The organism is Devosia sp. FKR38 (genome assembly GCF_005222805.1).
Taxonomy (GTDB): Bacteria; Pseudomonadota; Alphaproteobacteria; order Rhizobiales; family Devosiaceae; genus Devosia.
Map to the genome: position 1 here is coordinate 50,973 of NZ_STGC01000002.1, position 25,530 is coordinate 76,502.

The window sequence follows — 25,530 nt, forward strand, 5'->3', positions numbered from 1 at the left end:
TGCACATGCTCCTTGCGCGCTGGGATCAGGCGTCACCATAGCCCAGCGGATCGGGGCCATAGCGGTTGGCGCCGCGCGTGCCGCTGAGAAAGCCCAGTTGCACCAGCAGCACCAGGCTCCAGATACCCTGGATGGTGCCTAGCACGCCGACCACCATGCTGCCGCCCAGTCCGGCCAGAGCCAGCACCTGCGTCAGCATGGCCAGGGCCGTGAAGATGATCACGTCAATGCCCGAGACATTGCGGTCGCGGCGGCGTTTGATGGACAGAATGGTCATCGGCACGGCCGACACCAGGCTCAGCAGCAGTGACGGCAGCGGCGCGAGCACGAAGACGGTGCGCATGAACTGCTGCTGGATCTGGCCGTCGATGGCGACCGTCCCCGACTGGGTCTGGCTGTTGCCGAACCCGAGCTGCAGCAGCAGGGCCGAGAGCACGACATTGAGCACCACGACCAGCAGGACACCCAGCCAGAAGCGCTGCCGATTGATGCGACCATCGAGCGAGAACAGCAGCTTGATCATGGGCTCGGCTTCCTTGTCAGTCGCGCAGCAGCTCGTTGATGCCGGTCTTGGAGCGGGTCTGGGCGTCCACCGTCTTGACGATGACCGCGCAATAAAGGTTCGGGCCAGGCTGGCCATTGGGCAGCGGCTTGCCAGGGAGCGAACCGGAGACCACCACGGAATAGGGCGGCACCTTGCCGATGTGGATTTCGCCGGTGGCGCGATCGACGATCTTGGTGGAGGCGCCGATGAAGACGCCCATCGAAATCACCGAGCCCTCGCCGACCACCACGCCTTCGACCACTTCGGAGCGGGCGCCGATAAAGCAATTGTCCTCGATGATCACCGGGCCGGCCTGCAGCGGCTCGAGCACGCCGCCAATGCCGACGCCGCCCGAGATATGCACATTCTTGCCGATCTGGGCGCAGGAGCCGACGGTGACCCAGGTGTCCACCATGGTGCCCTCGCCGACATAGGCGCCCAGGTTCACAAAGCTGGGCATGAGCACGACATTGCGGGCGATATGGGCCGAGCGGCGCACGATGGCGCCCGGCACGGCGCGGAAGCCGGCCTCGCGGAAGGTGTTCTCGCTCCAGCCCTCGAACTTGGTGGGCACCTTGTCCCAATAGGACGAGCCGCCCGGCGCGCCTTCGATCATCTTGTTGTCGTTGAGGCGGAAGGACAGCAGCACGGCCTTTTTGAGCCACTGGTTGACCTGCCAGGCGCCATCGATCTTTTCGGCGACGCGAGCCTTGCCGGTATCGAGCAGGTTGAGCGCCTCTTCGACGGCCTCGCGCACCGCACCGGTGGTGCCGAAATTGATCTCGGCGCGGGCCTCGAAGGCATCATCAATGATCTGGGCGAGATCGGCGTGCGACATGGCTGGTTCCTCAATGCGTTGCGGGCGGACCATAGCGGTGGGTCGCCCGGTGTCAATCGGCGGATGCGCCGGGGCGCGCTGCGCCGAGAGCATTTCACCGCATCGTTGAACCGGTGAAATTGCTCTCGGATCTTGTTTGGTCGCGCTTCCGAACCGCAAAAGTGGTGTCCACTTTTTGCTGGAAACGCTCTAGCGGTGGTCGGCGGCCGGATAGACGCCGAGCACGTGCATGGAATCGGTGAAGAAATCGAGTTCCTCGAAGGCGTGGATGACGCCCGGGTCGTTGGGGTGGCCCTCGATATCGGCATAGAACTGGGTGGCGGTGAAATTGCCATCGACCATATAGCTCTCGAGCTTGGTCATGTTGATGCCATTGGTGGCAAAGCCGCCCATGGCCTTGTAGAGCGCGGCCGGCACGTTGCGCACGCGGAACACGAAGGTGGTCTTGACCTTGCCGCCCTGGGGCGCGCGCTGCTCGTGGGGCGAGAGCACCAGAAAGCGCGTGGTGTTGTGGCTGGCGTCCTCGATATTGGCGGCCAGCACGTTGAGGCCATAGATCTCGCCGGCCAGACGCGAGGCGATGGCGGCCACGGATTTGTCGCCCTTTTCGGCCACTTCGCGGGCCGAACCGGCCGTGTCGACCGCATTGATGGTGCGATAGCCATTTTCGGTGATGAAGCGGCGGCACTGGCCCAGGGCCACCGACAGCGACTGCACCGACTTGATATCGGCCAGCGTGGCGCCCGGCACGCCCAATAGGGTCATTTCCACGCGCAGATAGGTCTCGCCGATGATGAACAGCCCGCTCTGGGGCAGCAGGTGGTGGATATCGGTGATGCGGCCATAGAGCGAATTCTCGACCGGCACGACGGCATAGTCGGCGCGGCCGGATTGCACGGCGGCGATGGTCTCCTCGAAGGTCACGCAGCCCAGCATGTCCTGTCCGGGGAACACATTGTTGGCGGCGGCATTGCTGAAAGCGCCGGGCTCGCCCTGGAAGGCAATCTTGTTGGTCATCTGCAGGTCCGTTCGTGGAAGGCAGGAGGCTTTTGAACCCGGCACAAAGCGGAGTCAATTCGCCGCCGAAAGGCGGGCATGTGCAGCACTTGTGGGGGAAATGTCGCACCAGGGCTTTGCATGGTTGCACCATCACGGCCTTGCGACTATCTTCCGCGCGCGTCGAGCACCGCTGTTGAGGCGATTTTCCGTTTGGACAATCGAAAGTTGGGCGGAGTTCGGCTATCGTCCTGGCGGGATGGACTGGCAGAGAGACCAAATGGATTCGTTCGAACTAAACAAGATCATGGGCGCCGTTCTGGGCACTCTACTGTTTGTCATGGGTGTCGGCTTCGTCGCCGAGGCAGTGTACCACCCCATTGAAGGCCGTGGCCCGGGCTATGCCCTGCCCGAGCCCGAAGTGGCCGATGCTGGTGCCGCCACCGAAGCCCCGGCCGAAGTGCCGCTGGCCGTGCTGCTGGCCAGCGCCGATCCGGCCAAGGGCGCCAATGACGTCAAGAAGTGCCAGTCCTGCCACAATTTCGGCGAGGGCGAGCCCAACAAGCAGGGTCCGCATCTGTATGACGTGGTCGGTCGCCCCGAGGGCAGCGTTGCCGATTTCGCCTATTCCGATGGCATGAAAGAGCACAATGCCAATGGCGACGTCTGGACCTATGAGAACCTCAATGCGTTCCTGACCAAGCCGAGTGCCTATGTGAAGGGCACCAAGATGAATTTCGCCGGTATTCGCACGGCTGAAGAGCGCGCCGATATCCTGGCCTATCTGCAGACCCTGTCGGCCACTCCGGTGCCGTTCCCGACCGCCGAAGCAGCACCGGCTGCTGAAGCGGCTCCGGCGGCCGAAGCTGCCCCTGCGGCTGACGCCGCAGCACCGGCTGCTGCACCGGCCGAGGCTGCGCCTGCCGCAGCCGCCCCGGCAGCCGAAGCACCTGCCGCCACCACCGAAGCGGCTCCTGCGGCAACCACCGAAGCCGCACCGGCTGCCGCCACCGAGGCTGCTCCGGCGGCGACGACGGCTCAATAGGGCGTTTCATCGCCTGAACCGATTTCAGAGCCGCGCCCGAATATGGCGCGGCTCTTTTTTGTTTGAGGAGACCGATCATGCTGCTGCTGCACCTGTCCGATGTCGATGAAGCCAGCTGGGCGACAAAGCTGCGCCAGGCGCTGGGCGGCTATCGCGTGGTGCGGCGCGGCGATGACTTCGACCCGCGCGAGGTGCGCTACATGTTCGTGTGGAAGCCCAAGGCCGATGCCTTTGACGGGATCACCGGGCTCAAGGCCATTCTGTCACTGGGGGCGGGCGTGGATGCCCTGCTCAAGCACCCGGCACTGCCCGCAGCGCCGATCGTGCGCTTTGTGGATTCCGATCTCAGCCAGCGCATGAGCGATTATGTGGTGGCCCATGTGACCATGCACCACCGGCTCTATACCCGCTTCCGGGCCGACCAGATGGCGCGGCGCTGGAGCCAGCTCTATCCGCCGGCGGCCTCAGAAAGCACGGTGGGCATCATGGGTATGGGCGTGCTGGGGCAGGATGCGGTGCGGCGGCTGTTGCCGCTGGGGTTTGACCTGCGCAGCTGGAGCCGCACACTCAAGCAGATCGAGGGCGTCACCGGCTTTGTCGGCGCCGCAGCCTTTGACGACTTCCTCGCCGGCACCGACATTCTGGTCAATCTGCTGCCGCTGACGCCGGAGACGGCTGGCATTCTCAACATGGAAACGTTCCGCAAGCTGCGGCGCGACCGGCTGGCGGGCGGGCCGGTGATCGTCAATGCGGCGCGCGGCGGACACCAGCGCGAGACCGATATCGTGGCTGCGCTCCAGGATGGGACGCTGGGCGCGGCGAGCCTGGATGTGTTCGAGACCGAGCCGCTGCCGCAGGATAGCCCGCTGTGGGATATCGAGAACTGCTACATCACGCCCCATATTGCGGCGATCAGTTCTGAAACCAGCGGCGTCGCCTATTTCAGCCAAATCATTCGGGATCACGAGGCCGGAGCGCCGCTGATCAATGTTGTCGATCGCGCTCGCGGCTACTGAGCTTGCTGACCTAAAGCGCCAGCTCCCAGATCTCGCCATCAAGGTCCTTGCCGAAATTGTGCTCGGGCATGGTCTCGACGATTTCGAAGCCGGCGCCAGCGTAGAGCTTGCGTGCGGAGGTCTGGTTGGCATGGGTCCAGAGCCGCATCCGCTGATAGCCGCTTTGCCTGGCGAAGCTGACGGCCTGGCCGACCAGCGCGGCGCCGACTCCCTGCCCGCGCGCGGCCGGTTCGACATAGAGCATGCGCAACTGGGCTGAACCGGGCAGCCCATCGGACGGCATGACAAAGATCGACCCGACAATGGCGCCATCCTGCTCGGCGACCCACAGCTGTTTGGGCGGCGCATCCGGGGCAAACTGGAACTGTGAATAGATCGCGGCGATCAGCGCCTCAAACTCGATATTCCAGCCAAATTGCTCATTGTAGACAAGGCCCTGCCGGTGGACGAGCCAGCCCAGTTCACCCAGCCGGTGGCCACGGATGACCACCGGGCCCCGGGACAGCGACGCATCGCCCAGCAGACGGCGGACCGTGCGCATGGCATCGACCAATTCGCCCTTCTGGGACGGACTGAGGCGATAGACCAGGTCGGCTACGGCGTCGTCGGAACGTCGGTTGAGACGCTCGACGATGAGGTCGCCATCGGCGGTGAGCGCAATGGTATTGCTGCGCCGGTCGCCCGGGGTGGGCGATACTGCGGTCAGACCGGCATCGACGAATTTGGCCAGCATGCGGCTCAGATAGCCGCGATCCATCCGCAGTTCGTGGAACAAGTCGCTGCCGGTAACGTGTCCGCGGGCGTCGATCTCGTAGAGCACCCGCGCCTCGGGCAGGCTGAGCGGCCCATCGGCGAAATGCTCTTCAAGCAGGCCAATCTGCTTGGTGTAGAAGCGGTTGAAAGCGCGAATATCGGCAATCTGCTGGTCAGTCATCGGCCATCACCCAAAGCGAATGCTTGACATGATCAACGAGTTAGTTGCTTTAGTCAACTATCTGGGATAGCGCTGCTTGAGCAGGCCATAGACCGCACGGATGCCCTGATCGGTGCCGCCCTGGCTGCGACCGGCACGGGCGTCGGGCGCCCAGCCATAGATATCCAGATGCACCCAGCTTTTGGCATTGCTGACGAAGCGGCGCAGGAACAGTGCCGCCGTGACCGAGCCGGCAAAGCCGCCGGTGCCGGCATTGTTCACATCGGCAATCTTGGAGCTCATCATGGCGTCATAGGGCGACCACAGGGGCATATGCCACAGCGGATCGTCGCTGCGCAGGCCCGACGCCATCAAGGCACCGGCGAGCGCGTCGTCCGTGCTGTAGAGCGGGGGCAGTTCGGGCCCCAGGGCGACGCGGGCCGCGCCGGTGAGCGTGGCCATATCGAGCAGTAGGTCCGGACTCTCCTCGTCGGCCAGGGCCAGGGCGTCGGCCAGGATCAACCGGCCCTCGGCATCGGTATTGCCGATCTCGACAGTCAGGCCCTTGCGCGAGCGCAGGATATCGCCGGGGCGAAAGGCCGAGGCGGAGATGGCGTTTTCGACGATGGGGATCAGCACCCGCAGGCGCAGCTTGAGCCCGGCCGCGACAATGGCATGGGCCAGGCCCAGCACATTGGCCGCGCCGCCCATGTCCTTCTTCATGATCAGCATGCCCGAGGACGGCTTGATATCGAGGCCACCGGTGTCAAAGGTCACGCCCTTGCCGACCAGGGTCACCTTGGGATGGCTGGGGTCGCCCCAACTCAGGTCGATCAGGCGCGGCGCCTCGGCGGCAGCGCGGCCGACGGCGTGGATCATGGGAAAGCCCTGCGCCAGCAAATCGTCGCCGCGCGTCACGGTGATCGCCATGCCCCGGTCTGCGGCGAAAGTCTGGATGAAGGCCTCGAAAGCGTCGGGGCCCAGGTCATTGGCCGGGGTGTTGATCAGATCGCGCGCAATGGTTGCGGCTGCAAGCAGGCGCTCGACTTCATCGGCGTCCGCGCCTGGCGGCAGGACCAGGGTCGGGGCAGGCTTGACCGCGCGATAGCGGTCAAAGCGATAGGCGCCCAGGCGGAAGGCCAGCGCTGCCAGGGTGGGGTCGCCATATGCCCCCGCCAGTTCATAATTGCCTGCCGGGAGCGCCGCGGCGGCAAGGCCTAACACCAGCGTGGGCCGATCTTCGGCTGGCCCGGTGCCGAAGAGATAGCCGCTGAGGCCAGCCTCTGCATCGGGCAAAGCCAGCAATCGGCCGCGCTGGCCGGCAAAGCCATTGGCCTCGGCCCAGCCCATCTGCTGCGGCGTCAGCCCGGCGCTCGCGACGCCATTTTCGGGCACACAGATGATGGGCAAGGCGGCGGACATGGGACTCTCCGGATGGCTGGCGTGCCCCCGCTTGTAGCGAGCCCCCTGCGGCCCGGCAACTGCGGTGCAGCGGGCTTTAACGCGGTGTTAGGGTTAATGATTTATTCCAAAGCCATGGGGTCGATGACCCAAAAGTCTGTCGCGCGACCGTCGGAGCACTGACCTGCCCGCCATGCTCGCGCCCTGGGAGTTGACCGTGACTTTGCCCAAAGCCCGACACACCTGGATGCGCAGCCTGCTGCTGGCAAGTGTCGCGGCGCTGGCGCTCAGCGCCTGCGCCTCCAACCGGGGCAGCATGCCCTCGCCCGACTACTCCGGCGTCTCGGCCGGCCAGGGCCTGCAGACCGTTGCCGAATTGGGTGCACGCTACAAGGCCAATCCCAAGGACAAGGTTACCCTGATCCATTTCGCGGCTGCCCTGCGTGCCGCCGGCCAGAGCGGCCAGGCCGTGGCGGTGCTCGAAGTGGGCATCAGCTATTATCCCAAGGATGTCGATATCGCGGTGGCCTATGCCAAGGCGCTCACCGCTGATGGCCGCTTCGAGCAGTCGCTGTCGGTGCTCGACAATGTGATCCGGCCCGATGTGCCGGACTGGAATGCGCTGCTGGTCAAGGGCGCCACGCTCGACCAGATGGGCCGCAATGACGAGGCCCGCCAGATCTATGCCCAGGCGCTGACCATCGCGCCGGGCGAGGCGTCGGTCGAGGCCAATATCGGGCTGAGCTATGCCATGACCAATGAGCTGGTGGCAGCCGAGCAGCATCTGCGCCGCGCCGTGCAGATGCGTGGCGCGACCAGCCAGATCCGGCAGAACCTGGCGCTGATCGTGGGCCTGCAGGGCCGGTTCGATGAATGCCGGGCCATCTATGCCGCCGAGCTGCCACCCGAGCAGGTGGAAAACAACATGGCCTATGTAAAGGCGCTGCTGACCCAGCAGAACCGCTGGGATGTGATCGCCAAGGGCTAGCCCTCCTCAACACCGCACAAAGAAAAGGCGCTGCCCGAAAGCAGCGCCTCTTTTGTTGTTGGCGTGTCCGCCTAGCGGTTCATCACGCCGCCTGGCCCGAAGACCTGGATCATGGCTGGCGAGATGATGACGATGAACAGCACTGGCAGGAAGAACACGATCAGCGGCACGGTCAGCTTGGGCGGCAGGGCGGCGGCCTTCTTCTCGGCCTCCATCATGCGCTGCTCGCGGCCTTCTTCAGCCATCACACGCAGGGCCTGGCCCACCGAGGTGCCGTAGCGGTCGGCCTGGATCAGCGCAGTCATCACCGATTTGACGCCATCGAGCCCGGAGCGGCGCGAGAAATTGTCATAGGCCCGGCTGCGGTCTTCCAGAAACGCCAGCTCGGCCGTGGTCAGCGTCAGCTCCTCGGCCAGTTCAGCGCTCTGGGCGCCAATCTCCTTGGCCACGCGCTTGAAGGCGTGTTCCACCGACATGCCGGCCTCCACGCACAGCAGCAGCAGGTCCAGGCAATCGGGCCAGGCGCGGCGGATCGAAAACTGGCGCTTGGTGATGCTGTTCTTGAGCATCAGATTGGGAAGGAAGGACCCCACCAGGCCCAGGCCAACGGCATAGGTGAGGTTGAGATAGAGCGGGCGATCAGCCGGGGCCATGACCAGCAGATAGAAGGCCGAAGCCAGGAAGACGCCGATCGGCGTCGCCAGGCGCATGAACAGGAATGTGGTGAGGTGCCCCTGCCCGCGAAAGCCAGCCATGGCCAGCTTGTCCACCGTGGCGTCGTCCTGGAAGGCTTTGCGCAGGTCGAAGCGCTCCACGATGTTGCGCATATAGGTCTTGGTTTCTGTGCCGCGCCGGATGCCGCGCCCCTGGGCCGCCACCGCATTGCCACCGCGCAGGCGCGCCATTTCCTCGGCGCGCAGCTTTTCGCGCTCCAGCGCCACCCGCTTGATGCGGTCCTGCATCTGCGACTTGACGATAAAGCTCGAGCCAAAGGTAAACACCACGGCCGCAGCCGAGACGGCCGCCAGCACAGCGATCAGGAATTCCCGGCTTGTGAGCAGTTCGATCAGGTTCATGGCAGGCGCTCCTTTCCGGCTAGAAGTCGAATTTGACCATCTTGCTCATGATGAACACGCCAGTGGCCAGCATGATCCCGGCGCCACCCAGAAACAGGTTGCCCAGGGGCGTAAAGAACAACGGCGCCAGATAGCTGGGCGAAAACACGCTGACCAGAATGGCCACGATGAAGGGCAGCGAGCCGATGATGCCGGCCGAGGCCTTGGCTTCGGAGGACATGGCCTTGATCTTCTGCTTCATCTTCTTGCGATTGCGCAGCACCTTGGCCAGATTGCTCAGAGCTTCGCTGAGATTGCCGCCGGCCTGCTGCTGCACGGTGATGACGACGACGAAGAAATTGACCTCGGGCAGCGGCACACGATCAAGGAGCACGGTGACGGCCTCAGTCATGGTCATGCCGAAGGCCTGCTGATCGAGCACGCGGCCGAATTCGGATTTCACCGGCTCCTTGGCGTCCTTGGCCACCACACGAATGGAATCGTTGAGCGGCAGGCCGGTCTTGACGCCGCGCACGATGGCTTCAACGGCGTTGGGCAATTCGTCCAGGAACCGGGCCTGATACTGCTTGCGCTTGCGGCTGACATACATGCGCGGCAACAGATAGGCGCCGGCCACAGCAAAAATGGGCGCGAAATAGATCGGCACCTGCACCACGACCAGTACGGCCAGCAGCACGACGCCGAAGATGATGCTGTTGCGGATAAAGGCGGCGGGTTTGATGGTCATGCCGGCCTGGAACAGCAGTTGCGGCAGGGTGATGCGCTTTTTGGTGTTCAGCGCGTCCGACTGCGCCTTGAGCGCGCGCTGCACTTCCTTGCGCCGCTGATCGCGCAGGCGGGTGGAATCGACCTCGAGCCGGTTGACCCGCACATCGCCCTGGAAGGCTTTGCGGCGCTTGTCCGCCCGTCCGCTGCCCATGGCCGAGGGCACCAGGGCAAAACCCAGCGCACCGACGAACAGCATGGCCAGAAGAGCGATGAGGAGCGGACCGAGCATTTAGGAATCCAGGAGTTCGCGCTGTTCGACGTTGGACTTTTCGAGCGCCTCGACGAGATTGCTTTCCTCGTTGTAGTAGCGCGCGCGCTCGGCGAACTTGGGCTTGGTGATACCGGTCGAACGGTGGCGACCGATCAGCATGCCATTGGCGTCTTCCCCCATGATGTCATAGAGGAAGATGTCCTGCGTCACGATGACATCGCCTTCCATGCCCAGCACCTCGGTGATGTGGGTGATGCGGCGCGAGCCGTCGCGCAGGCGGGCAGCCTGTACCACCACGTCGATGGACGAGGTGATCATCTCGCGGATGGTGCGGCTGGGCAGCGAATAGCCACCCATGGTGATCATCGATTCCAGACGGCTGAGGGCCTCGCGCGGGCTGTTGGCGTGCAGCGTGCCCATGGAGCCGTCGTGACCGGTGTTCATGGCCTGCAGCAGGTCAAAGCTTTCCGGTCCGCGCACTTCGCCCACGATGATGCGTTCGGGACGCATGCGCAGGCAGTTCTTGATCAGATCACGCATGGTGATCTCGCCTTCGCCTTCCAGATTGGGCGGGCGGGTTTCAAGACGCACCACATGCGGCTGCTGCAGCTGAAGTTCCGCGGAGTCCTCGCAGGTGATGACGCGCTCATCCTTCTCGATGAAGCCGGTCAGGCAGTTGAGCAGCGTGGTCTTGCCCGAGCCGGTGCCGCCCGAGATCAGCACATTCGCACGCACGCGGCCCAGGATGCGGAGCACCTCGGCGCCTTCGGGCGAAATGGAATTGTATTTGACCAGCTGCTGGAGCGTCAGCTTGTCCTTTTTGAACTTTCGGATGGTGAGCGTGGCGCCGTCGAGCGACAGCGGCGGCGCAATGACGTTGACGCGCGAGCCATCGGGCAGGCGGGCGTCGCAGATGGGCGAGCTCTCGTCCACACGGCGGCCGACCTGGCTGACGATGCGCTGGCACACATTCATCAGATGGGCGTCGTCGCGGAAGCGGACATTGGTGAGCCGCACCTTGCCGCCCACTTCGATGTAGCACTTCTGGCTGCCGTTCACCATGATGTCGGCGATGTCGTCGCGCGCCAGCAGCGGCTCCAGCGGGCCATAACCCAGCACGTCGTTGCAGATGTCCTCGAGCAGGTCTTCCTGCTCGGAGATGGACATGATGATGGATTTGAGCGCGATGATCTCGGCGACGATGTCGCGGATTTCCTCGCGCGCTGCCACCTGCTCCATGGTGGCGAGCTGGCTGAGGTCGATGCTGTCGATCAGCGCGTTGAAGATCGCCGATTTGGTCTGGAAGTATTCCTTGTCGCGCTGGGCCTCAGCGGGGGCACGCACATCGACCACGTCTTCGGGCGTGCGAATGCGCGCCGCCATGCCGTCGGCATCGCTGGCGCGGCGCGACGGGGCTGCTGGGGCGGCGGGGCGCGGCGGGCTCTGCACGGGACGCGCTGCCTCACCAACGCCCGGTGTGTTGCCGCCAAAAGTTACGCGTTTGCCGAACATGGTTATCCTACCGTTTCAGGCCGCCTGGGCGCGGTCATGCCAGCTTCTTGAGAAACGAGGGGAGCTTGATCAGGCTGGCCGGACGCTGGCCGGCATGGCTGGTCTGACGACCAGTCACGCGCATGCCAATGGCGCGGAACACCTCGTTGATCTTGTTGTTGGCGGCCACCTCGGCGATCATTTGGCCATTGTTGGCCGCCGTGCCGAACAGCGCCGCATCGAACTGGATCTGTCCAGCCAGCTCGCATTCCACCGAGGTCGCAAACTCGGCCGAATTGATCTCGGGGCGGCGCGGCACACCGACCTTGTTGAGCACCAGCAAGGGCGCCCGCTCGGTCGGCCGCAGCGACTTGATGGTGTCCGCCAGGTTCTTGGCATTGCGCAGATTGGCCAAGTCAGGCTCGGCGACGATCACCACCTCGTCGATGGTCGCCAGGGTCTGGCGTACCCAGGCATTCCAGGCATGGGGAATATCGAGCACAACCACCGGCATCGAATTCTGGCACAGCTCGATGATCTGCTCGAACTGGCGTTCCTCGAAATCATAGGTGCGGTCGAGCATCACCGGCGCGGTGAGCAGGTTGATGTGGTTGGCCGCCTTGCTCATCAGCCGGTCCAGCATGGTCTGGTCGACCTTCTGGTTGACATTCAGCGCATCGGCCAGGCCATGGGGCGGATCCTGGTTGAAGTTGAGCCCGGCGGTGCCGAAGGCCAGGTCCATATCCAGGATCAGGCTGTCCTGGCGCAGGGCGGTGGCGATGGCCCAGCTGACATTGTGCGCGATGGTGGAGCCGCCAGCGCCGCCTTTGGCGGACACAAAGCCCACCGTGCGCCCGATGGGGGCGGCATTTTCGGATGCGAACAGTTCGGTAATGGCCGAGACGATCTGGCCGGCCGTCGCCGGCAACACGATATATTCGGAGATGCCCGAGCGGATCAGCTCGCGATAGAGCAGCACGTCGTTGACATGGCCCAGCACGACGACGCGCGTGGTGGCGTCGCAGACCTCGGCCAGGCGCTCCAGTTCGCCCGGCAGGGCTTCCGGCGAGGCGGTGGACTCAACGATGATCAGATTGGGTGTCGGGTTGGACTTGTAGGTCTCCACCGCGCCATCGATGCCGCCATTGTGGGTGGTCAGGGCCACCTTGGACATGCGGCGATCATGGATCGCGCTCTCCACCAGCTGGGCGGTCTGGGAATGCTCGCAAAAGGCCTGGATCGTGATGCGCGGGATCAGCCGCGCGCCCGACGAAATCTCAGCCGCCGGCTCTTCGGCCTTTTTGGTATCAGGGGTCAGAAAACTCATCGAACCTAAACTCCTTCGTCGGGGCCGGCAAACCGCCCCTGGATCCCGCTGCAGCAGATGATGCCTGCCTGCGGGCTCCGATGCCCAATATCGTGCCGGGCCACGCCGCGTGGCCCCAGCTAGTCGAGAACGAAGCCGACCGAGCCCTTGATGGAGCCGCGGATTTCCCCGCTGCCGGCCACGCCGTACATGTTTTCCATCCGGCCCAGGAAAATCGCCTCGGCGTCGCTGGCCACGGTCGAGCCGTCCGTGGGCACGGGAATGGCATTGGCCGAGCTCGGCTGCACCAGATAAGGCGTGACCAGAATGACCAGTTCGGTCTGCTGGGTCTGGAAATCGCGGGAGCGGAACAGCGCGCCCAGGATGGGAATATTGCCCAGGCCCGGCAGCTGGTTGATCTGCTGGCGGGTGGTTTCCTGCAGCAGGCCGCCGATGGCCAAAGTGGTCCCGGCTGCAAGCTCAACCGAGGTATTGGCCTGGCGTTTGGTCAGCGAGCCGTCGGTCTGTGGATCAGACACCGAGGTGTCCACCGCGAGCGCAATGGTACCATTGGACTTGACCACGGGGGTGAAGGCCAGCTCCACGCCATAGGGCTTGAAGATTACCGTGCGCTGCTGGGTTGTGGGATCGATCACAGCATAGGGCAATTCGCCACCAGCGAGGAATTTTGCGGGCTGGCCGGAAATGGCGGTCAACGTCGGCTGGGCCAGGATGCGCAGGGCACCACGGGTTTCGAGCGCGCGGATAGCCGCGTTGATCTGCAGATTGCCCAGGCCGAAGGTGCCCGCAGCGCCATTGGTGCCTGTGGTCGTGGCATTGTTGAAGCTGAGGTTGGTGGAGCCGACGCTCAGCGTGCCAGACAGATTGATACCAAACTGCTTGGCCACATCGCGCTTCACCTCGGAGACGGTGACCTGCAGCATGACCTGCTGCGGCCCGATCACTTGGATGAGGCTGCCGCGCGGTTCTCCTCCCGAGAGGTCGGACGCCAGTTGTTCGGCGATCGACTTGTCCTCGGCGGTGAGCACTGTGCCGGTAAGCAGGAAGTGTGTGATGTTGTCGGTGTTGCTGCCTGTGACGGCTTCAACCTTGATATTCGAGCCCGGGATCACGCGTGCCAGCGCGGCCTCCAGCGAACGCCCCATGCCGGATTCGGGTTCATCCACGACCACATCGAGTACAGCTATGGTGCGGCCCTGGTCGTCGAGGAAGAAGATGTTGGTCTTGCCGCCCGCGACGCCCTGGACGATGGCGCGCGTGCGGGTGCGCATGATTGCGGCGGCCACCGCTGGCTGGCTGACAATCACCTCGGCTGCTCCGGCCGGCAGGTCAACCAGCATGGTGGTGTTGACGTCCACCTTGACCTGCCGCGTAGCGCCATAGGCTGCAGCGGTAACCGACAGATGGGTCTCCTGGGCGAGCACTGGCTGGGTCCCCAGCATGGCGCATGCTGTGAGCAGCCCGAGTATCGGTGCGCCCAGGCGGAGCTGAGCGCGGCGAGGGAGAATGTTCAGAAACGGGTTCATGGTCTTCTCCACCCTACATGGGCACATTGCCATTCTGAGCGGCTGGCGCCGGATCAGACGCGGGGGCAGACACCGCAGGCAATTGGTTCGTGGTTGTGTTTGACGTGACAGCCACCGGCGTTACAACCGGCGCCGGGGCGGACGGTGTCATGGCCTCGGTCTGGCTGGGATTGCCCGAGAGCACGCTCTGTTCGCGACCGAAGCGGAACACGCGCACGGTCTGGTTGCTGGCCTGCTGGGCGACGGTGGCGTCGGCGGAAAAATCGGCGACCGAGCGCAGGGTCAACGAAAGCTGGCCACGCGTGGAGGCGTTGATCAGGGTTTCAGCCTGGCCCGGGTCGAGCTCAAGGGTGGCGATAGCGACATCGTCAAAGGTCACTGCCGCAGGGGTGGCGCCCGCCGCCACGTCCTCTTCAGTCTGGCCGCCGCTGACGCCCACCTGCCCCAGCCGCTTGCCAATGGCCAGGATGCGCACATTGGCCAGCACGACCTCCGAGCGGGAGCCCAGTTCGGACTGGCTGGTCAGAACCACATCGACATGGTCATTGGGTACGATGAAGCCGCCCGCGCTCGAGACGGCGCTGACGCCGACAGAAACGCCGCGCATGCCCTCGGACAGGACCGCAGACAGATAACCCTGGTCGGAGCGCACCAGCTTGGCTTCGCGGATGGGTTCACCGGGGAAGAATTCAAAGCGCGCTACCGCGCCGGCCAGCTTGGCGGGGGCCTCGGGCATGGCGGAGATGGTGACATAGTCGGTGCGCAGCGCGCCCTCAGGCCAGTCCAACCACTCCACTGTCTCGGGCGACAGTCGTTCGCCCATGCCGATGGGGGCCTTGGCGACCAGCACCTGGGTCTTGTTCTCGGGAACGACTTCGGTGATCACCTGGGTATTGGTGACCGGATCGCCGCCACGCGTGACCAGAAATGCTGCCAGCCCGCCAGCGACGAGGGCAACCAGCAACAATATCATCCGGGCCGGCTTCATGACTCACTCCGGTTACACTGGGGCGCACAGGCCCAACTCCACCGGGGGAACTTTGGACTCAAAGGGTCAAAGTTTGGTTAATCGATGCTTTTGAACTTGGGTTAACAAGTTGTGAATTCTCGCGATTTGCGAAAGGCGGCAGCCGTGCTGGCGTGCCGCGACCCTGTTCAGGCCGTCAGGCGTTCAAAGATGGTGGAGCTCGAATAGGTCAGCAGGCCCGACATGGCCAGGGCAATACCATAGGGCACGCCGCTGTTGCGATCATGCAGCCGCTCAAGCCAGCGGAAGCGAGAGATCAGGGGGATCAGCGGCATGCGCCGCAGCGCCAGGATCGCCAGGGTGAGGATGCCGCCACCGAAGGCGGCATAGACCAGATAGGGCACAGTGAGATGCAGGCCGAGCCAGAGCGTGGTCACCGCAGCCAGCTTGGCGTCGCCGCCACCGATCCAGCCGCGGGCGAAGAAAACGAATCCAACCAGCAGCACTGCCATGGCGACCAGCAGGCTAAAGCCGATCTCCTCCAGCGGCACGCCAACAGGGAGTGCAACCAAGAAGTAGCCGGCGAGCAGCGCCAGCACGAGCTTGTTGGGAATGGTCATGGTCAGCAGGTCTGAAGCGGCCGACAGAGCCATGCCCAAGGGAAATATGAACAGGGCCAGGGTTGCCAAAAAGCCCATAGTCACCAAGTCCATTCTCAAGTCAGAGGTCGCGCCGCATTTGCGCGCGATAGTGCTGGCGAAGGGTTAACAAAAAAGAAAGGCAGGGACCACTGGCGCGGTCCCTGCCTTTTATGACGCTCAGCGGCTCGATTAGAGCTTGCCGGTGGTCGAGTTGTTCAGCTTGCCGGAGATGCCGGTAAACAGGTTGCTCAGGCTGTTGCCCAGAGCAGAAGCGGCAACGATGATGCCGACAGAGATCAGAGCGGCGATCAGGCCGTACTCGATAGCAGTCGCGCCGGACTCGTCCTGCGCGAAACGTGTGAAGAGGTTCATTCCCAGGCTCCATTAAAATACGCCACATGGTGACGCCATCGTTCGACACGTGAGACATCGAACATGAAAGCGAGGCTATGCCCAAGTTATTGACAAGGAGTTAATCGAGATTAGTGCAAAAGCACAACAAACGCACACACGCTGCAGCACAAGTAATTAACCAGCAAATACTAACCACAGAATTAACTATACATTATGGTTATCAGTTCGTAAATACCGTCATATACTTCAGAATCCGCGCCAGCTCGGCAATCTCACTGAATTATTCCACATTGATTCAATTTTTGTCTAGCTGAATTCGAAAATTTCGCGATCAAGCAGCGTTTGCCAATTCTTCACCATTCGCGCAGAAAATGGTGCGCATGCGTTTCCCGTCTCGCCGGAACATTCCCATGCGTCGTTTCCTTGTCGCCATTGCAGCCGCTGGCCTTGTTATTGCCCCCCTGCTCATGGCGCCCCCCGCCTGGGCGGTGGATGGCGCGCCAATCAATGTGAACGTCAACATGGCCCGCATCCTGCGCATCAACGCCGCGGCGGCGACAGTGATCGTGGGCAATCCCGGCATTGCCGATGTGACCATCCAGGATCCGCAGACGTTGATCCTGACCGGCAAGAGCTATGGCCAGACCAATCTGATCGTGCTCGATGCCGCAGGCAATCCGATCGCCGATACGCTGATCGAGGTCATCCAGATGCAGGCGGGCCTGACCACGGTCTATCAGGGCCAGTCGCGCACGACATTGTCCTGCGCCCCTATCTGCCAGGACACCATAACCATGGGCGATGATCCGAACTTCTCGGGCCGCGCGATGGCGTCCTCGCAGATCGTCAGCAACATGGGCAACTGACAGCCCCCCTGGCATTAACCCCCTGCTAACCAAGCCTAAAATCCACCATCGCAGCGCAGGTGGCCATAACACTCGATTAGCCATGTCCAGATAAACTGAGTGCTCTTGCAAAGGGGCATTGATGGCCATCACCGTCGCAACGCTGATCAGTCGAGCTGTGCTGCCGCGTCGTTGGCGCGGCTTCAACCGCGATCAGAGCGGCGCCACTGCTGTGGAGATGGGCCTGCTCGCCCTGCCCTTCTTCATGATCGTGGGCGCCATCCTGGAGACCTCGGTGGTGTTTCTGGCCAGCCAGTTCCTCGACAGCGCCGTGGCCGACACCAGCCGCATGGTCCGTACCGGTACGGCAAAGACCACCATTACCGATGCCGCCGGCTTCCGCAACGCGGTGTGCAGTCGGCTCTATGGCCTGTTCTCCGATTGCAGCGGCCTGCATGTCGAGGTCAAAACCATCTCGGACTTTGCGTCTGCCAGCATATCTGCGCCGATTGATGATGCCTGCACAACCAACTGTGGCTGGACGCGCAACGAGGATTATACCGCCGGCACCGGATCGAGCATCATGCTGGTGCAGGTCTATTACAAATGGCCCATCATCCTGAACCTGGGCGGGCTGTCGCTGGCCAATCTGCCGGACAGCAAGCGCCTGCTCTCAGCGTCCACCGTCTTCCGAAACGAGCCCTATTGATGCGCCCGCGTGACGCCGTGCGGCGCTGGATCGGCCGCTTTGCCAGCGAGCGCAGCGGGGTGGCTGCGGTGGAGTTCGCACTGATCCTGCCGATCATGCTGCTGCTCTACATTGGCATGATGGAAGGCAGCACCTTGATCGCCATGGACCGCAAGGTGCAGTCGGTGTCGGGCGCCGTGGGCGATCTGGTGTCCCGCTCGGACGGCGAAATCGCCCAGTCGACGCTGGAGGATTATGTGCGGGTGGCCGGCGGCATGATGACGCCCTATCCGGTTGCGCCGCTCGAACAGATCGTCAGCCAGGTCTATGTCGACAGCAATGGCACCGCCAAGGTGGACTGGTCCAAGCGCTTCGTGGACCAGACGCTGGTGTCCACCGGTCAACATCCCGTGGGGGCGACCTATACGCTGCCTGCCGACGTGGTCTCGATCTCCAAGGGCCTTTACGTCATCGTGGCCGAGAGCCAGTACAGCTATCCGCCGCTCTATGGCATCGTGTTCAAGGACAAGGTGACGCTGTATCGGCAGAACTTCTTCATCCCGCGCTTCCGCGAGAAGATCGCGCTGAAATAGCCTAAGACGCGGCGGGCACATCGACGTGGCAGCCCTGCGCGTGGCAGGCTTGCGTCGCCACCGGCCCCATGTCAAAAGCCGCGCACGATCCCTCTTTCATGCGGCAATAGCATTATGTCCGATACACTCGTCCCCGTGTTCGATCTTGGCGGCGTGTTCGTCGACTGGAACCCGATGTACCTGTTCCGCAAGCTGTTCGACAGCGAGGAGGACGCGGTCTGGTTCCAGCAGAATATCTGCACGCTGGACTGGAACCTGGAATTTGACGCCGGCGAGATCTACTCGGAAGGCGTGGCCAAGCTGATCACCCGCTTCCCCAAATACTGGCGCGAGATCCAGGCGTTTGACCTGCGCTGGAAGGAAACGCTGGGCGGCTTCATCCAGGGCACGATCGACATCCATGACGAGCTGATCGAGCAGGAGATCCCGACCTTTGCCATCACCAATTTCTCGTGGGAGAAATGGGTGAGCTGCCTGGGCGAATGGCCATTCCTGGAAAAGTTCGACGGCGTGGTGGTCTCGGGCCTGGAAGGCCTGGTCAAGCCAGATCCGCGGCTCTACCGCGTGTTCTGCGAGCGCTATGGCATTGCCGCCGAGAACTGCGTGTTCATCGACGACAGCGAGCCCAATATCATCTCGGCCCGCAAGTTCGGCATGCACGGCATCCACTTCAAGGATCCGGTGATGCTGCGCAAGGAACTGATCGCCCTGGGCCTGCCGCTCAAGGCCAAGTAAGCCAGCGCGGTTGACCCCCAGACCTTCGGGCAGGACGGCTTAGCGGAAGCGGCCGCCCTGCTGGATAACTTCGATCTTGTAGCCATCGGGGTCGGTGATGAAGAAGAACCGGCCGACAGGCACATCGCCGTTCTTGAAGTCGATGAGCCGGCCGGGCGCGAGGCCCAGGTCAGACAGCCGGGCATGCTCGGCATCGAGATCATCCACCACAACGGCCAGATGGCCGTAGCCGTCGCCCAGCGCATAGGGCTCGGTGCGGCCGTGATTGATGGTGAGTTCGAGCTCAAAGCTGCCGCCGTCGGCCAGCAGATAGATCAGCGTGAAATCGGCGAACACCAGCCGGTCGGCAATGCGCAGGCCGAAGGCGCGGGTGTAGAAATCGATCGAGCGCGCCTCGTCGAGCACGCGCAGCATGGAATGGACAAACTTGGCCATGGTGTTCCGCCTGTTGTTGGATCGGGAGGCGCATAGCGCGGCAGCCCGCGCACCGTGCGCCCGTCCGGAGCGCGCCGCGCGCGGGACGACCGCTACTTGGTGCCGTACATGCGGTCGCCGGCGTCGCCCAGGCCGGGGACGATATAGCCCTTTTCATTGAGATGGCTGTCGATGGCGGCCGTGAACACCGGCACGTCCGGATGGGCAGCCGAGAAATTGGCAATGCCCTCGGGCGCGGCCAGCAGGCACAGGAAGCGGATGTTGTTGGCACCGCGTTCCTTGAGCTTTTCAATGGCAGCGGTGGCCGAATTGCCGGTGGCCAGCATGGGGTCGACCACGATAATCAGGCGGTCCTCGAGCTGGCTGGGGGCCTTGAAGTAGTATTCCACCGGCTCAAGCGTCTCATGGTCGCGATAGATGCCGATATGGGCCACGCGGGCGGCGGGCACCAGGTCGAGCATGCCATCGAGCAGGCCATTGCCGGCGCGCAGGATGGAGGCGAACACCAGTTTCTTGCCCTTGATGGCGGGGCTATCCATCTGCGACATCGGCGTCTCGATGGGGATCATCTCGAGTTCGAGATCGCGCGTCACTTCATAGCACATCAGATGGGCGATCTCGCGCAGCAGCCGGCGGAAGCCGGCGATGGAGGTCTCCTTGTTGCGCATGATGGTCAGCTTGTGCTGGATCAGCGGGTGATCGATGACGGTGACGTTGCTCATGAAAACACCCGTGGTTCAGAGAAAGGACTTGCCGTGGCGTCCGGGCGCCAGGCCCAGCCAATGGGCTATGCTTTCACCTATATCAGCGAAGGTGGGGCGAATGCCAATCTCTCCAGAGGCCAGGCTTGGGGAAAACACCAGGATTGGCACCTGTTCGCGGGTGTGATCTGACCCCGGCCAGGTCGGATCATTGCCATGATCGGCCGTGAGCACCAGCAGATCGTCCTGCCGCATGGCGGCGATGATCCGGGGCAGTTGCGCATCGAAGAACTCCAGCGCCGCGGCATAGCCGGGCACGTCACGGCGATGGCCGTACTCGCTGTCGAAATCGACGAAATTGGTCATGATGAAGGCGTTGTCGGCCGCCATCGCCATGGCGTCCAGCGTCTTGTCGAACAGCTGGGCCAGGCCCGTGCCCTTGATCTTGTGGGTCACGCCATGGCCGGCATAAATGTCCGAAATCTTGCCGATGGCATAGACCTGGTGGCCGGCTGTGGCATTGCGGTCGAGCAGCGTCGGCTCGGGCGGGGCAATGGCGAAGTCGCGGCGATTGCCGGTGCGCTTGAAGCTGGCTGGGTTCTCGCCCACGAAGGGCCGGGCAATCACCCGGCCGATCATCAGCGGCGCAGTAAGCTCAAAGGCGATCTGGCAGATCTCATAGAGCCGATCGAGCCCGAAATGGCTCTCATGCGCGGCGATCTGGAACACCGAGTCGATGGAGGTGTAGCAGATGGGCTTGCCGGTGCGGATATGCTCCTCGCCCAAGGCAGCGATGATATCGGTGCCCGAGGCGTGCTTGTCGCCCAATATGCCGGGGAGCCTGGCGCGTTTGACGAATTCGGCGATCAGATCGGGCGGGAAACTGGGCTCGGTCTGGGGAAAATAGCCCCAATCGAAGGGCACCGGCACGCCGGCGATCTCCCAATGGCCCGATGGCGTATCCTTGCCGCGGCTAACCTCACGACCCACGCCAAAGCGTCCGCCGGTGGGCGTACCGGACAGGCCTGGCGGCACGGCACCGCTCGACAGGGCAATGGCGGCCCCCATGCCCATGGCATCCAGATTGGGCAGTTGCAACGGGCCGGCGCGCAGGCCGTCCCGATCGGCTTTGCCGGCCGCTGCCCATTGCGCGATATGGCCCACGGTATTGGCACCGACATCACCATAGCTGGCAGCGTCAGGCGCGCCGCCGATACCGACACTATCGAGAATGCAGAGTATGGCGCGGGGCATGGTTCAGGCTTTCTGTGGCGCCAGGGGCACCACGCTGTCGGCAATCAGGGCATGGACGGTGGCGGCGCCGCCCAGGCGATAGGCGGCCTTGAGGCGCCGTTCGGCATCTTTGGCGCTGTCTTCGTCGCGGGCATGGATGCGGGCGATGGGGCGGGTGCGGTCGAGCGCGGTGCCCAGGCCTGCAAGACGGTCAAAGCCGACGCGATGATCGATGCTGTCGCTGGGCATGGTGCGTCCGCCGCCCAGGGCGACCACGGCCATGCCGACGCCGCGCGTATCGATCTCGGCCACCGGGCCTTCGGAGTCGGCAAAGACGTCGCGGATGATCGGCGCCGGCGCCAGATGGGCGTCCATATTGTCGACGAAGTCGCCCGGGCCACCCAGGGCATGCACCATGACCGAGAAGCGCTCGGCGGCGCGACCGCTGTCGAGCGCGGCTTCGGCCAGCAGCCGCCCGGCCTCGAGCGTAGCCGCCGTGCCAGTCATCTCAGCGACCACGGCGCAGAGCGCCAGCGTCACCTCCTTGAGCCGGGCGTCCTGGTGGCGACCGGTGAGGAAGTCGACGGCATTGCGCACCTCAAGCCCATTGCCGGCAGCGCTGGCCAGTGGCTCGTTCATATCGGTGATCAGCGCGCCGGTCTTGAGGCCGGCGCCATTGGCGACAGACACCAGGCTCTCGGCCAGCGCGCGCGACGCGTCGAGCGTCGGCATGAAAGCGCCCGAGCCGGTCTTGACGTCGAGCACCAGCGCGCCCAACCCTGCGGCCAATTTCTTGGAGAGAATGGAGGCGGTGATCAGCGGAATGGATTCCACCGTGCCGGTGACATCGCGAATGGCATAGAGCGCCTTGTCGGCCGGGGCCAGATTGGCGGTCTGGCCGATGATGGCGCAGCCGGCCTGGCGCACCACCTGGCGGAACAGGGCATTGTCGGGCTGGGTCTGGTAGCCGGGAATGGCGTCGAACTTATCGAGCGTGCCGCCGGTGTGGCCAAGGCCCCGACCCGAGATCATCGGCACATAGATGCCCATGGCGGCCAGGATCGGCGCCAGCATCAGGCTGACATTGTCGCCGACGCCGCCGGTGGAATGCTTGTCGGCCACCGGACCATCGAGATCGGACCAGTCGAGCACGTCGCCGCTGTCGCGCATGGCCAGGGTCAGCGCCACGCGCTCGGGCATGGTCATATCCTGGAAATAGACCGCCATGGCAAAGGCTGCGGCCTGGGCATGGGAGACCGTGCCATGGGTGAATCCATCGATGAAGGCGGCGATCTCGGCCTCGGACAGCATCTTGCCGTCGCGTTTTCTGGCGATGACTTCCTGGGGGAGAAAGACCATTCAGTGTCCTGACTGCAGGCAATAGAGCCTGACGGGTGAAGGCGTGCGGGCAATGACGCGCTTGGCTTCCAGGTCGAGTTGGACGCATTTGACCCACCAGCCGGCGGTGTCTCCACCCGGAAACAGCGCATCGGGCATATGCGGTCGGACGGCGGCGATCACCTCGGCGACTGCCATGCCAGGCGCCTGCTGCGGCAAGACCTTGAGCATGGCGCTGCGCATGGCCTGGTATTTGGCGGCGTCGACGCGATAGGTCTTGCCGGGCTGCCCGACGTTCTCCACCGTCAGCTTGTCGTCCATGCTCAGGCTCCGTATGGGATCCACACGTTCTTGACCTGCGTTGCCTTGGCCAGGAAATAGTCGCCCTCGAAGCGCCGGTCGGCCAGGTCGTAGTAGAGACCGCGGCTGGTCCAGGTCTGCTTGAGATTGCTGATCGAGGCCTTCTCGACCATGGCCGAGGCCTCGGCATTGCCGGCAAACCACAGCCCATCGACACCATCGTGCTCGGCCAGCGTCTTGGCCAGAGCCACGCTGTCGCCGGTGACGATATTGATCACGCCAGAGGGCACGTCGGAGGTTTCGATGACCTGATAGAGGTCGGTGACCGAGAGCGGCGACTGCGCCGATGGCACCAGCACCACGGTATTGCCCATGGCCAGGGCCGGGGCGATCAGCGCGATCGAGCCGAGCAGCGGCCGGCTTGGCGGCGCCACAATGCCCATCACGCCCAGCGGCTCGACCATGGCGGCGGCGACGGCGCGTAGCGGCGGATTGTGCACGGCGCCATCATATTTGTCGGCCCAGCCGGCAAAGGCAAAGAGGCGTTCGACGGAAAGCGCGACTTCCTCGGCGCCGTCGTGACCCGTTTGCGCCTTGATGCGGGCAGCAAATTCATCGCGGCGATAGTCGAGGTTTTCGGCCAGGAAATAGAGGATCTGCGCGCGGCTATGCGCTGCCGTGGTGGACCAGCCGAGCGCTGCCCGGGCCGCCTCGACGGCATTGCGAATGTCCTTGCGATTGCCCTCGCCGACTTCGCCGACCAGCCTGCCGGACGGATCGAGCACGGCGCGGGAATAGGCGCTGTCCGGGCGAGCCTGCTTGCCGCCGACATACATCTTGGCCGTCTGATCGAGATGGCCGGTGTCGAGCGGATTGGCCGGCTTGGCCGCCACGGGCTTGGCAGCGGGGGCGGGCTTGAGGTCCTTTTCCCAGGCGGGCTTGAGATAGGCGCTCATGCCCTCGCGGCCGCCTTCACGGCCATAGCCGGATTCCTTGTAGCCACCAAAGCCGACGGCGGCGTCGAAATTATTGGTGCCATTGATCCAGACCACGCCGGCCTTGATCTGCGGGGCGATGTCGAGCGCCAGATTGATGTTTTCGCTCCAGATGGTGGCGGCGAGGCCATATTTGGTGTTGTTGGCCAGCGCCACCGCCTCTTCGGGCGTGCGGAAGCTCATGGCGACCAGCACGGGCCCGAAGATTTCCTCGGCGACAAGCGTATTGGCGGGCGAGACATGGGTGACCAGCGCCGGCTTGAGGAAGCAGCCCTTGGCCGGCAACTGACCATCGGCCTCATAGATGTCTGCGCCTTCGGCAACGCCGCGCTTCATCAGGTCGCGGATGCGTTCGACCTGCACCGGGGCGACCAGGGCGCCAATGTCTATGGATTTGTCGAGCGGATCGCCGACGCGCAGGCTCGCCATGCGCAGCTTGAGCTTGGCAATGAAGCGCTCCTCAATGCTCTCCTGCACCAAAAGGCGCGAGCCGGCGCAGCAGACCTGGCCCTGGTTGAACCAGATGGCGTCGACCAGGCCTTCGATGGCGCTGTCGATATCGGCATCTTCAAAGACGATATAGGGGCTCTTGCCGCCCAGCTCGAGGCTGAGGCCCTTGCCCGTACCGGCAGTGGCGGCACGGATGGCCTTGCCCACTTCGGTGGAACCGGTGAAGGCGATCTTGTCGATGCCATCATGGGCGACGATGGCCTGGCCGGTGTCGCCCTCGCCGGTGACGATATTGACCACGCCCTTGGGCAGGCCAATGCGGTCGCAAATCTCGGCGAAGAGCAGCGCGGTCAGCGAGGTGAATTCGGCGGGCTTGAGCACCACCGTGTTGCCGGCGGCGAGGGCCGGCGCGATCTTCCAGGCCAGCATGAGCAGCGGGAAGTTCCACGGAATGATCTGGCCGCAGACGCCATAGGGCACGGCGCCGGGGAATTCGCGGCTGAGGTGCTGCGCCCAGCCGGCGTGGTGGTAAAAATGGCGCGCGACGAGCGGAATATCGACATCGCGGCTTTCGCGGATCGGCTTGCCATTGTCCATGGTCTCAAGCACGGCGAACAGGCGCGCATGCTTCTGGATGGCGCGGGCGATGGCATAGAGATATTTGCCGCGCTCATAGCCCGACAGCGCACTCCAGCCCTTGAAGGCCGTGCGCGCAGCCTTGACCGCCGCGTTGACGTCATCGGCGGTGCCATGGCTGATCTGCGCCAGGGTCTCGCCCGTCGCAGGATTGTCGCTGGCGAAGGTCTTGCCCGGCTTGGTGAAGGCGCCATCGATGAAATGACCAAAGGCGCGGCCATGGCTATCGAGCCAGGCATTGGCCTGCTCGGGACCCTCGGGGGCCGGGCCGTAATCGAGACTTTCGAAGATTTGCGCGATCTTGTTCATCTGGTTCTCCTGCGCCGTCAGGCGCCCCCCTCATCCGCCCCCGGGCACTTTCTCCCGCATGGGGAGAAAGGAGAAGGATCGCGTCTGCGGCGTATCTGGGCCCTACGAGCATAGCTCTCCGGGCGTTCTTCGTTCAAAACAGTCCACCGGACTGTTTTGTGGGCGCACGG

At 63.8% G+C, this 25,530-nt stretch carries 26 protein-coding genes; 7 read left to right on the top strand and 19 right to left on the bottom strand.

Annotated features, from left to right (window positions below):
• Positions 1-25: 25 nt before the first annotated feature.
• The 3 genes from E8M79_RS00230 to E8M79_RS00240 all read right to left on the bottom strand — a co-directional run bounded on the left by E8M79_RS00230 (position 26) and on the right by E8M79_RS00240 (position 2,399).
• Positions 26-523, bottom strand: coding sequence for a DUF805 domain-containing protein (locus tag E8M79_RS00230; RefSeq protein WP_171015641.1), 498 nt, complete (start codon positions 521-523; stop codon positions 26-28).
• Positions 524-539: 16 nt separating this feature from the next.
• Positions 540-1,382 carry a 2,3,4,5-tetrahydropyridine-2,6-dicarboxylate N-succinyltransferase gene (dapD, locus tag E8M79_RS00235; protein ID WP_137149924.1) on the bottom strand — a complete coding sequence of 281 codons (843 nt, stop codon included), beginning with the start codon at positions 1,380-1,382 and terminating at the stop codon, positions 540-542.
• Positions 1,383-1,571: 189 nt separating this feature from the next.
• On the bottom strand, positions 1,572-2,399 hold the full coding sequence (locus tag E8M79_RS00240) for a prephenate dehydratase (protein ID WP_137149925.1): 828 nt from the start codon (positions 2,397-2,399) through the stop codon (positions 1,572-1,574).
• Positions 2,400-2,658: 259 nt separating this feature from the next.
• On the opposite strand from E8M79_RS00240, the gene E8M79_RS00245 reads away from it, so the two are divergent.
• Together E8M79_RS00245 and E8M79_RS00250 are read left to right on the top strand one after the other, a co-directional pair.
• On the top strand, positions 2,659-3,423 hold the full coding sequence (locus tag E8M79_RS00245; RefSeq protein ID WP_137149926.1) for a cytochrome c family protein: 765 nt from the start codon (positions 2,659-2,661) through the stop codon (positions 3,421-3,423).
• Between the two features lie 77 nt (positions 3,424-3,500).
• The gene (locus E8M79_RS00250) at positions 3,501-4,439 is read left to right on the top strand and encodes a glyoxylate/hydroxypyruvate reductase A (RefSeq protein WP_137149927.1); all 939 of its coding nucleotides are present in this window, start codon (positions 3,501-3,503) and stop codon (positions 4,437-4,439) included.
• A 10-nt stretch (positions 4,440-4,449) separates the two neighbouring features.
• Here the strand turns inward: E8M79_RS00250 and E8M79_RS00255 are convergent, their stop codons facing one another.
• Together E8M79_RS00255 and E8M79_RS00260 are read right to left on the bottom strand one after the other, a co-directional pair.
• A complete protein-coding gene (locus tag E8M79_RS00255; protein ID WP_137149928.1) occupies positions 4,450-5,373 on the bottom strand; it encodes a helix-turn-helix domain-containing GNAT family N-acetyltransferase in 924 nt (307 codons plus the stop codon).
• A 57-nt stretch (positions 5,374-5,430) separates the two neighbouring features.
• Entirely contained in the window at positions 5,431-6,774 is a 1,344-nt protein-coding gene (locus E8M79_RS00260) for a leucyl aminopeptidase family protein (protein WP_137149929.1), read from the bottom strand.
• Between the two features lie 196 nt (positions 6,775-6,970).
• On the opposite strand from E8M79_RS00260, the gene E8M79_RS00265 reads away from it, so the two are divergent.
• Positions 6,971-7,741, top strand: a complete 771-nt coding sequence (locus tag E8M79_RS00265) for a tetratricopeptide repeat protein (RefSeq protein WP_171015642.1) — start codon at positions 6,971-6,973, stop codon at positions 7,739-7,741.
• Positions 7,742-7,812: 71 nt separating this feature from the next.
• Here the strand turns inward: E8M79_RS00265 and E8M79_RS00270 are convergent, their stop codons facing one another.
• The 8 genes from E8M79_RS00270 to E8M79_RS00305 all read right to left on the bottom strand — a co-directional run bounded on the left by E8M79_RS00270 (position 7,813) and on the right by E8M79_RS00305 (position 16,120).
• On the bottom strand, positions 7,813-8,817 hold the full coding sequence (locus E8M79_RS00270) for a type II secretion system F family protein (protein ID WP_137149931.1): 1,005 nt from the start codon (positions 8,815-8,817) through the stop codon (positions 7,813-7,815).
• A 19-nt stretch (positions 8,818-8,836) separates the two neighbouring features.
• Positions 8,837-9,814 carry a type II secretion system F family protein gene (locus tag E8M79_RS00275; RefSeq protein ID WP_137149932.1) on the bottom strand — a complete coding sequence of 326 codons (978 nt, stop codon included), beginning with the start codon at positions 9,812-9,814 and terminating at the stop codon, positions 8,837-8,839.
• Positions 9,815-11,308, bottom strand: coding sequence for a CpaF family protein (locus E8M79_RS00280; protein WP_205747849.1), 1,494 nt, complete (start codon positions 11,306-11,308; stop codon positions 9,815-9,817).
• Between the two features lie 34 nt (positions 11,309-11,342).
• Positions 11,343-12,614 (bottom strand): AAA family ATPase, encoded by a 1,272-nt coding sequence (locus E8M79_RS00285; RefSeq protein ID WP_137149933.1) that lies wholly within the window; start codon positions 12,612-12,614, stop codon positions 11,343-11,345.
• Between the two features lie 119 nt (positions 12,615-12,733).
• Entirely contained in the window at positions 12,734-14,056 is a 1,323-nt protein-coding gene (locus E8M79_RS00290; RefSeq protein ID WP_171015643.1) for a type II and III secretion system protein family protein, read from the bottom strand.
• Between the two features lie 97 nt (positions 14,057-14,153).
• Positions 14,154-15,128: a Flp pilus assembly protein CpaB gene (gene cpaB / locus E8M79_RS00295; RefSeq protein WP_137149935.1), complete on the bottom strand. Its 975-nt coding sequence runs from the start codon at positions 15,126-15,128 to the stop codon at positions 14,154-14,156.
• A gap of 167 nt (positions 15,129-15,295) precedes the next feature.
• Positions 15,296-15,820 carry a prepilin peptidase gene (locus tag E8M79_RS00300; RefSeq protein ID WP_248304845.1) on the bottom strand — a complete coding sequence of 175 codons (525 nt, stop codon included), beginning with the start codon at positions 15,818-15,820 and terminating at the stop codon, positions 15,296-15,298.
• 117 nt (positions 15,821-15,937) lie between these two features.
• Positions 15,938-16,120, bottom strand: a complete 183-nt coding sequence (locus E8M79_RS00305) for a Flp family type IVb pilin (RefSeq protein ID WP_137149936.1) — start codon at positions 16,118-16,120, stop codon at positions 15,938-15,940.
• Positions 16,121-16,512: 392 nt separating this feature from the next.
• Here E8M79_RS00305 and E8M79_RS00310 point away from each other — a divergent pair, with 392 nt between their 5' ends.
• The 4 genes from E8M79_RS00310 (at position 16,513) to E8M79_RS00325 (ending at position 18,963) form a co-directional block, all read left to right on the top strand.
• Positions 16,513-16,968 carry a pilus assembly protein N-terminal domain-containing protein gene (locus E8M79_RS00310; protein ID WP_171015644.1) on the top strand — a complete coding sequence of 152 codons (456 nt, stop codon included), beginning with the start codon at positions 16,513-16,515 and terminating at the stop codon, positions 16,966-16,968.
• 121 nt (positions 16,969-17,089) lie between these two features.
• Positions 17,090-17,656: a TadE/TadG family type IV pilus assembly protein gene (locus E8M79_RS00315; RefSeq protein ID WP_137149938.1), complete on the top strand. Its 567-nt coding sequence runs from the start codon at positions 17,090-17,092 to the stop codon at positions 17,654-17,656.
• A complete protein-coding gene (locus tag E8M79_RS00320) occupies positions 17,656-18,228 on the top strand; it encodes a TadE/TadG family type IV pilus assembly protein (protein ID WP_171015645.1) in 573 nt (190 codons plus the stop codon). The genes E8M79_RS00315 and E8M79_RS00320 overlap by 1 nt, the downstream gene beginning before the upstream one ends.
• 114 nt (positions 18,229-18,342) lie before the next feature.
• Entirely contained in the window at positions 18,343-18,963 is a 621-nt protein-coding gene (locus tag E8M79_RS00325) for an HAD family phosphatase (protein WP_137149940.1), read from the top strand.
• A 39-nt stretch (positions 18,964-19,002) separates the two neighbouring features.
• On the opposite strand, the gene E8M79_RS00330 is transcribed toward E8M79_RS00325, so the two are convergent.
• From E8M79_RS00330 to E8M79_RS00355, 6 genes are all read right to left on the bottom strand, one after another.
• Positions 19,003-19,398, bottom strand: coding sequence for a VOC family protein (locus E8M79_RS00330; RefSeq protein WP_137149941.1), 396 nt, complete (start codon positions 19,396-19,398; stop codon positions 19,003-19,005).
• Between the two features lie 92 nt (positions 19,399-19,490).
• The gene (upp, locus tag E8M79_RS00335; protein ID WP_137149942.1) at positions 19,491-20,120 is read right to left on the bottom strand and encodes a uracil phosphoribosyltransferase; all 630 of its coding nucleotides are present in this window, start codon (positions 20,118-20,120) and stop codon (positions 19,491-19,493) included.
• A gap of 15 nt (positions 20,121-20,135) precedes the next feature.
• Entirely contained in the window at positions 20,136-21,353 is a 1,218-nt protein-coding gene (locus E8M79_RS00340; RefSeq protein ID WP_137149943.1) for a phosphopentomutase, read from the bottom strand.
• A 3-nt stretch (positions 21,354-21,356) separates the two neighbouring features.
• Complete coding sequence (deoA, locus tag E8M79_RS00345; protein ID WP_137149944.1) at positions 21,357-22,691, bottom strand: thymidine phosphorylase; 1,335 nt, start codon at positions 22,689-22,691, stop codon at positions 21,357-21,359.
• The gene (locus E8M79_RS00350; RefSeq protein ID WP_171015646.1) at positions 22,692-22,991 is read right to left on the bottom strand and encodes a hypothetical protein; all 300 of its coding nucleotides are present in this window, start codon (positions 22,989-22,991) and stop codon (positions 22,692-22,694) included.
• Positions 22,992-22,993: 2 nt separating this feature from the next.
• Positions 22,994-25,360, bottom strand: coding sequence for an aldehyde dehydrogenase family protein (locus tag E8M79_RS00355; protein WP_137149945.1), 2,367 nt, complete (start codon positions 25,358-25,360; stop codon positions 22,994-22,996).
• Positions 25,361-25,530 lie beyond the last annotated feature (170 nt).

Excerpts from the sequence above, each read along its gene's own strand:
- E8M79_RS00230 (WP_171015641.1), bottom strand. The coding sequence starts at position 523 with ATGATCAAGCTGCTGTTCTCGCTCGATGGTCGCATCAATCGGCAGCGC.
- dapD (WP_137149924.1), bottom strand. The coding sequence starts at position 1,382 with ATGTCGCACGCCGATCTCGCCCAGATCATTGATGATGCCTTCGAGGCC.
- E8M79_RS00240 (WP_137149925.1), bottom strand. The coding sequence starts at position 2,399 with ATGACCAACAAGATTGCCTTCCAGGGCGAGCCCGGCGCTTTCAGCAAT.
- E8M79_RS00245 (WP_137149926.1), top strand. The coding sequence starts at position 2,659 with ATGGATTCGTTCGAACTAAACAAGATCATGGGCGCCGTTCTGGGCACT.
- E8M79_RS00250 (WP_137149927.1), top strand. The coding sequence starts at position 3,501 with ATGCTGCTGCTGCACCTGTCCGATGTCGATGAAGCCAGCTGGGCGACA.
- E8M79_RS00255 (WP_137149928.1), bottom strand. The coding sequence starts at position 5,373 with ATGACTGACCAGCAGATTGCCGATATTCGCGCTTTCAACCGCTTCTAC.
- E8M79_RS00260 (WP_137149929.1), bottom strand. The coding sequence starts at position 6,774 with ATGTCCGCCGCCTTGCCCATCATCTGTGTGCCCGAAAATGGCGTCGCG.
- E8M79_RS00270 (WP_137149931.1), bottom strand. The coding sequence starts at position 8,817 with ATGAACCTGATCGAACTGCTCACAAGCCGGGAATTCCTGATCGCTGTG.
- E8M79_RS00275 (WP_137149932.1), bottom strand. The coding sequence starts at position 9,814 with ATGCTCGGTCCGCTCCTCATCGCTCTTCTGGCCATGCTGTTCGTCGGT.
- E8M79_RS00280 (WP_205747849.1), bottom strand. The coding sequence starts at position 11,308 with ATGTTCGGCAAACGCGTAACTTTTGGCGGCAACACACCGGGCGTTGGT.
- E8M79_RS00285 (WP_137149933.1), bottom strand. The coding sequence starts at position 12,614 with ATGAGTTTTCTGACCCCTGATACCAAAAAGGCCGAAGAGCCGGCGGCT.
- E8M79_RS00290 (WP_171015643.1), bottom strand. The coding sequence starts at position 14,056 with ATGCTGGGGACCCAGCCAGTGCTCGCCCAGGAGACCCATCTGTCGGTT.
- cpaB (WP_137149935.1), bottom strand. The coding sequence starts at position 15,128 with ATGAAGCCGGCCCGGATGATATTGTTGCTGGTTGCCCTCGTCGCTGGC.
- E8M79_RS00300 (WP_248304845.1), bottom strand. The coding sequence starts at position 15,820 with ATGGACTTGGTGACTATGGGCTTTTTGGCAACCCTGGCCCTGTTCATA.
- E8M79_RS00305 (WP_137149936.1), bottom strand. The coding sequence starts at position 16,120 with ATGAACCTCTTCACACGTTTCGCGCAGGACGAGTCCGGCGCGACTGCT.
- E8M79_RS00310 (WP_171015644.1), top strand. The coding sequence starts at position 16,513 with ATGCGTCGTTTCCTTGTCGCCATTGCAGCCGCTGGCCTTGTTATTGCC.
- E8M79_RS00315 (WP_137149938.1), top strand. The coding sequence starts at position 17,090 with ATGGCCATCACCGTCGCAACGCTGATCAGTCGAGCTGTGCTGCCGCGT.
- E8M79_RS00320 (WP_171015645.1), top strand. The coding sequence starts at position 17,656 with ATGCGCCCGCGTGACGCCGTGCGGCGCTGGATCGGCCGCTTTGCCAGC.
- E8M79_RS00325 (WP_137149940.1), top strand. The coding sequence starts at position 18,343 with ATGTCCGATACACTCGTCCCCGTGTTCGATCTTGGCGGCGTGTTCGTC.
- E8M79_RS00330 (WP_137149941.1), bottom strand. The coding sequence starts at position 19,398 with ATGGCCAAGTTTGTCCATTCCATGCTGCGCGTGCTCGACGAGGCGCGC.
- upp (WP_137149942.1), bottom strand. The coding sequence starts at position 20,120 with ATGAGCAACGTCACCGTCATCGATCACCCGCTGATCCAGCACAAGCTG.
- E8M79_RS00340 (WP_137149943.1), bottom strand. The coding sequence starts at position 21,353 with ATGCCCCGCGCCATACTCTGCATTCTCGATAGTGTCGGTATCGGCGGC.
- deoA (WP_137149944.1), bottom strand. The coding sequence starts at position 22,691 with ATGGTCTTTCTCCCCCAGGAAGTCATCGCCAGAAAACGCGACGGCAAG.
- E8M79_RS00350 (WP_171015646.1), bottom strand. The coding sequence starts at position 22,991 with ATGGACGACAAGCTGACGGTGGAGAACGTCGGGCAGCCCGGCAAGACC.
- E8M79_RS00355 (WP_137149945.1), bottom strand. The coding sequence starts at position 25,360 with ATGAACAAGATCGCGCAAATCTTCGAAAGTCTCGATTACGGCCCGGCC.